The organism is Sphaerisporangium sp. NPDC051017 (genome assembly GCF_040683095.1).
Classification (GTDB): domain Bacteria; phylum Actinomycetota; class Actinomycetes; order Streptosporangiales; family Streptosporangiaceae; genus Sphaerisporangium.
The window spans coordinates 50,326-56,573 of sequence record NZ_JBFBCI010000056.1 but is presented as its reverse complement, the minus strand read 5'-3'; the positions used below and the strand labels follow the sequence as shown (position 1 = coordinate 56,573).

Sequence of the window (6,248 nt, the reverse complement as noted above, 5' to 3'; positions counted from 1 at the left end):
GAAAACCCACACCACCTACGACCAAGCAACCGCATGGTCACACCGGCAACACGACCTCGCCGCTTGACATTCCGGCTCCAGGGATGTCTGACCCGGTGCGACATGAACGAAGGGAAGTCGACGATGTCACTGCTGGGCCCCCTCGACGAGGAGCTGAACCACCAGACGTCGAAGCCGTTCCGGGTGCCTGGGACCACGGACCACCGATTCTACGACCGGCATTGGTTCGAGGCGGTGCACCCTAGCGGGGAGCTGATGATGCTCGCCGGGATGGGCGTCTACAAGAACATGGACGTGGCCGACGGCTTCCTCGTGGCGCAGCACGACCGGCAGCAGACCAACGTGCGTGTCTCGCGCCCGCTCGGCAACGACCTGCGTTCGGTGGTCGGCCCCCTGGAGATCCAGGTGCTTGAGCCGTACGAGCGGGTGCGGCTGACGCTCACACCCGGCAAGTATCCGCTCAGCGCGGAGCTTCACTGGACCAGCGTGTTCCCGGTGTACCTGGAGGAGCCGCACTTCACCTTCAGCGAGGGCCGGATCGTCCAGGACACCAGCCGCTACGACCAGATCGGCCGGCTGGAGGGCTGGATCGACCTCGACGGCACCCGGTACGAGTCGGACGACTGGTGGGGGGTCCGCGACCACTCCTGGGGCGTGCGGCCCGACGTCGGTGGCTTCGAGCCGTCGCACGGGCACACCCGTTCGCCGATGCTGTGGCTGTGGACGTTCGCGACCACCGGCGAAGTCGCGGTGCACTTCCAGCTCAGGGAGACCGGCACCGGTACCGTGACGCATTTCGACGGCGAGGTCATCTACGCCTCCGGGTCGGACCGGGAGCCGGTGCGGATCGAGCGCGTCGAGCACGACATCGTGTTCATCGACGGCAGCCGTGATTGGAGCACGCTCGTCTATCACCTGTTCCTGGCCGACGGCCAGAAGATGACGCTGGAAGCCGAGGCACTGCAGAGCGCATGGGCCTATCGCGGCACCGGCTACGAGAACGGCTACGAGGACAGCCGGGGCGTCGGGGTGCCGCGGGGCGAGATCGTCGAGACCGACCGGGTCGACCTGTCCGTCCCTGGTCGGGTGACCCGGAACGGTGAGCCGTGGTTCCCGGGGCACCGCGAACAACCCGCACGCGTCTGGATCGACGGTGCGCCCGGCACCGGTCACCTGCCCGTGATGAGCTCCGGGCGGGTGGAGAAGTACGGCCTGGGGCGATAACACCGGGCCGAGAAACGTCGTGTGAATCGGTGGGTGGTGCCCCATGCCGGTGCACGCCGTACTACGCCGGGCGGCCCCGGCATTGTGTAGACCGCCCGTACACCGGGGCGACCACAGGGAAGTGAACCATGCCCTCTTCACAGACTTCACGGATGATCGACGCCCAGGCCGTCATCGACGCCGCGCCGCTCTCGCGACTGCAAAAGCGCGCGCTCGTACTCAGTTTCGGTCTCGCCATGATCGACGGCTTCGACAGCCTCATCATCGGCTTCGTCGTGCCGGCGATCTCGGGCGACTGGAAGGTGACCGCCGCCGCCCTGACCCCGGTCATCATCGGCGGCCTGCTCGGCACGATCGCGGGGGCGCTCCTGCTGGCCCCACTCGCCGACCGGTTCGGCCGGCGCCGCATCATGAACGTCGGCCTCGTCGTCTTCGGCGCACTGACCCTCGTGTCGGCCTTCTCGGGAAGCATCGCAGAGCTGGCCGCGCTGAGGTTCTGCGCGGGCCTCGGGCTCGGGGCCGTCGTCCCGAGCCTGATCGGGTATTGCTCCGAGTACGCGCCCAAGCCGATGCGCGCCACCGTCGTGACCCTCGCGGGTGCCGGGCTGGCCGCGGGCGGGTTCATCGGCGGGTTCATCGCCGGGTACCTGGTGCCGACGTTCGGATGGCACTCGGTGTTCCTGCTCGGCGGCATCGCGCCGCTGGTCTACGTGCTGGTCACACTGAGATGGCTGCCGGAGTCGGTGCAGTTCTGCGTCGCCCGCGGCCGGAACGCGGACGCGGCCCGGCTGCTGGAACAGATAGACCCGTCGCAATCGATCACGGAGACCGACCGCTTGGCGCTGCCCGGGAAGGTGAAGGCGGGCCGGGCCCCGATGACCGCGCTGTTCACCGAGGGTCGCGCGCTCACGACGGTGCTGCTCTGGATCGTCTTCTTCAACGCCCTGCTGTTGTCGTTCTTCATCTTCAGCTGGATGCCTTCCCTGCTTACCGCCGCCGACCTCGGCAAGAGTGCCTCGCTCATCGCGACATCCGTCTGCACACTTGGCGGCATGATCGGCGGCGTGCTGCTAGGCATCGTGGCAGACCGGAGAGAGTCCCCGATCCGGATGCTGGCCGGCGGCTTCGTGCTCGCCGCGATCGCCACCTTCGTCACGGCGCAGACAATGGGCAGCCTCGTCCCGCTGCTGTTCGCGGTGTTCGCGCTGGGCATCGGCGTGATCGGCACTCAGACCTGCGTGAACGCCGTCGCCGTCGGCCTCTACCCGGCGAAGATCCGGGCCACCGGAGTAGGCTGGTGCTACGGCGTCGGCAGGGTGGGCTCGCTCGTCGGCCCGGCCATCGGCGGCATTCTGCTGGGGGCGAACGTCTCCCCCCAGGCGATCTTCCTGTGCGCGATGGTTCCGGCGGGCCTGGCCGCCGTCGCAATGGGGCTGCTGAGCCTGCTGCACCGGCGCACCGAATCCCGTGCCGCCCTCGAACCGACTCCCGCACCGGTTCCGCCTGCCGAGAACTTCCTGTCCTGAGCCGCCTGCCCGGCGGCGCGACCACCGGTTACGCGAGGAGCTGACACACCGTGGGCTACCCGATTCCCGTCGACGCCCGGTTCAAGGGCCCATTCCAGCCGATGCGCTTCGAGGCCACCGTCGAGGAGTGCATCGTCACCGAGGGTGAGATCCCGAAGGACCTGGCCGGTGGTTTCTACCGGGTCGGCCCGACCTGGAAGAGGCCCACGAAGCAGGGCACCAATGGCCTGCTGGCCATGGACGGCATGGTGCAGGGTCTGGTGCTGGAGAACGGCCGGGCCGACTTCCGCAACCGCTGGGTACGCACTCCCAAGTACCAACTGGAGGAGGAGCATGGCCGCGGGATGTTCACCTGGACCGACGGCGAGTGGCACGACTGGCGCTCGTTCGGCCTGGGTGACGTGCAGCGCGACCGGTACACGACCGGCGTGCCGCAGGGCACGAACAACGTCAACATCTTCCCGTTCGCGGGCAAGATGATCGCCACCGCAGACTCGGTCGGCGCCCCCATCGCGATCGACCCGATCACGCTTGAGACGGTGGGCGCCGTGTCCTGGTCGTCGAAGCTGTCGGCCGGCCTGCACGAGAAGGCGGCCTTCGGTGACGCAGGGTTCACCGCCCACCCGAAGTGGGATCACGAGACGGGTATCCTCTACGGCTGGACCTACCGCGACACCAAGCCGTACGTCACGCTCCACGTCGTCCGGCCCGACGGCGGCGTGCTGTCGCGCGACATCGACGACGCGCCCTACAACTCGGTCGCCCACGACATCTGGCTCACGCCCGAGCACGTCGTGATGCCGTTCCAGCCCTTCCTCGTCGACAAGGCCCGGATCCTGAAAGGTCGCAGCGTCTACGCGTGGGAGCCGGAGCTGCCGATCGTGCTCGCGCTGATCCCGCGGCACGACCTGGCAGCCCCGATCCGCTGGGTCACCATGGACATCGAGGCGCAGTACATCATGCACACGATGTCGGCCAACGTGACCGGTGACCGGCTCACGCTCGACGGCCCGATCTTCAACCGGCCGCCGTTCCCGTTCGAGCAGGACTTCGCCGACGGGGACGACGTGGCGCTGTTCTTCTCCATCGCCAAGAGCGAACTCGGCCGCTGGAGCGTCGACCTCGGCACCGGTGCCACCTCCAGCGAGCGGCTCTCGGACCGGCCCTCGGAGCTGCCGAAGGTCGACGAGCGCTTCTACGGCCGCGGATACCGCTGGGGCTACCAGGTCGGCGGCGTGGTGAAGCGGGCCGGCATGTCGATGAACAGCCTGGTCGTCACCGACATGCAGACGCTGTCCGACCAGGAGTACCGGATCCGCACCGATCAGCCGGCGGCCGTTCTCGAGGCGACCTTCGTGCCACGGACGCCGGATGCGCCGGAGGGTGACGGATGGCTGATCGTGCCGGTGTCCTGGTGGGCGGAGAAGCGGGGCGAGTACCAGATCTTCGACACCCATGACATCACGGTCGGCCCGATCGCCCGGATCGAGCTCCCCTTCGCCCTCGGCTGGACCGCGCACGGTCACTGGATGGACTTCCGTGGCTGAGCGAGCAGCGGATCGCCCGGTCCAGGTCGGCGCGCTCTTCGCCCTGCAGGCTCCGCCGGGGGGCGCGCTGACTCCCGCCGACGCCTTCTCCGCGGTCCCGTCCCTCGCCCGCGACCTGGAGGACTGGGGCTTTGACTCCATGTTCTTCACAGAGCACCACGGCAGTGCGATCAACGAGGTGCCGTCGCCGTTCGTGGTCGCCGCGGCGGCCGCGGCGACCACCGAGCGGATCCGGATCGGCAGCGCCGTCGCGCTCCCGGCGTTCTACCACCCGCTGCGCCTCGCCGAAGACGCGGCGACCCTGGACAACCTGTCGCGAGGCCGGGTCACGGTCGGACTCGGGATGGGGTACCGGGACGAGGAGTTCGCCCGGTTCGGGCTCGACCCGAAGCGCCGGGTGTCGCACCTGGTCGAGTCCGTGCAGATTCTGCGGCGGGCGTTCGCCGGTGAGGAGTTCGACTTCGACGGGCGGGTGCACCACCTGGCCGCAGCGAAGATCGCGCCGCTTCCGGTACAGCCGGCCGTCCCGCTGTGGATGGGAGCGCAGCGGCGCCCGGGGCTGACCCGCGCCGCCCGAATGGGGCTGACCGTCCCGCTGTCCGGGGCACCCCTGCCGATCGCGGTCAAACAGCGGGCAATCTACGACGAGGCGCTCGCCGAGGCCGGCCACCACGAGGCCGCGGTGGAGTACCCGATCGTCCGGGAGTGCTTCTGTGCTCCCACCGACGACGACGCCTGGGCGGTTGCCGCCCCCTACCTGGCCACCCTGTTCGCCGATTACTCGGCGCACATGAAGCTGCCGTCGGTGCAGCGTGACGGCGGCTACCGGGCCGACGCCGACGAGGCGGACCTGAAGGCGGACGCCCTGCGCGAGTTCGGCCGCGACCGGATGCTGATCGGCAGCCCGGAGACGCTCGTCGCCGAACTCCGCCGGCACGCCGCGACCCTTCCCTGCGACCACTGGGTGCTGCGGATGCACTTCCCAGGGATGCCCGTCGACACGGCACGGGCGTCGATGCGGCTGTTCTCGCGCGAGGTGCTGCCGAGCGTGCGGCGGGTCGCCCCGGCCTGACCCCACCGACCCGATCGAAGAGAAGGACACAGATCATGCCCACACTGGACGGAAAAGTCGCGATCGTCACCGGCGCGACGGTCGTGGAACCGGGTGGCCTCAACATCGGCGGGGCGATCGCCACGGAACTGGTCGCGGCAGGCGCGAAGGTGGTCCTCGCCGATGTGAACACCGAGGGCGCGGACGCCCTCGCCGACCGGCTCAACGACGCCACCGCAGGGAAGGTGGCCCTGGCGGTACCCACCGACATCCGCGTGGAGGCACAGATCGAGCGGCTCGTGGCGGAGGCGGTGTCCACCTTCGGCCGGCTCGACATCGTCGCGAACAACGCGGGTATCTTCCCCAGGGCCGACGGTAGGGTCGGCGACCTCGCGATCGAGGTCTGGGACGACGTCATGGCCGTGAACGTGCGCGGCGCGATGCTGCTGACGAAGCACGCGCTGCCACACCTCGTCGCCGCGGGAAGCGGGGCGATCGTCAACACCTCCTCGACGCACTCGTTCGCCGGTGACCTGCAGCTGACCGGGTACGGGGCGTCCAAGGCGGCGGTCAATGCGCTGACCCTTTACACGGCCACGCAGTACGCGCGGCAAGGCATCCGGTGCAACGCCGTGTGTCCGGGGACGACGCTGAGCCCGCCCGTCCAGCAGGCCCCGGAGGAGTTCCGGGCGAGCTACGAGCGGCACACCCTGAACCCGAGGCTCAACACCCCGCAGGACCTGGCCAAGGTGGTCGCATTCCTGGCCTCCGACGACGCCCGCGGGATCAACGGGATGCTCATCCGGGTCGACGGCGGGCTGCTGGCCCACCAGCCCTTCTTCGCCGACTTCCTCGAGGACGGCGCACCCCGCTGACCCAAGGCCGCCGGGCCGGCGGACG

General features: G+C 69.3%; 5 protein-coding genes. All 5 read left to right on the top strand.

Annotation, left to right across the window (positions count from 1 at the left end; all coding sequences use genetic code 11):
- Window positions 1-123 precede the first annotated feature (123 nt).
- Window positions 124-1,224 carry a hypothetical protein gene (locus AB0M95_RS32360; RefSeq protein ID WP_363772832.1) on the top strand — a complete coding sequence of 367 codons (1,101 nt, stop codon included), beginning with the start codon at window positions 124-126 and terminating at the stop codon, window positions 1,222-1,224.
- A 152-nt stretch (window positions 1,225-1,376) separates the two neighbouring features.
- Entirely contained in the window at window positions 1,377-2,750 is a 1,374-nt protein-coding gene (locus AB0M95_RS32355; RefSeq protein WP_363772829.1) for an MFS transporter, read from the top strand.
- 50 nt (window positions 2,751-2,800) lie between these two features.
- A complete protein-coding gene (locus tag AB0M95_RS32350) occupies window positions 2,801-4,297 on the top strand; it encodes a carotenoid oxygenase family protein (RefSeq protein WP_363772826.1) in 1,497 nt (498 codons plus the stop codon).
- Entirely contained in the window at window positions 4,290-5,369 is a 1,080-nt protein-coding gene (locus AB0M95_RS32345) for an LLM class flavin-dependent oxidoreductase (RefSeq protein WP_363772823.1), read from the top strand. Before AB0M95_RS32350 ends, AB0M95_RS32345 begins: the two co-directional genes overlap by 8 nt.
- 35 nt (window positions 5,370-5,404) lie before the next feature.
- Window positions 5,405-6,223, top strand: a complete 819-nt coding sequence (locus tag AB0M95_RS32340) for an SDR family oxidoreductase (RefSeq protein WP_363772821.1) — start codon at window positions 5,405-5,407, stop codon at window positions 6,221-6,223.
- The last annotated feature ends 25 nt before the right edge of the window (window positions 6,224-6,248 follow it).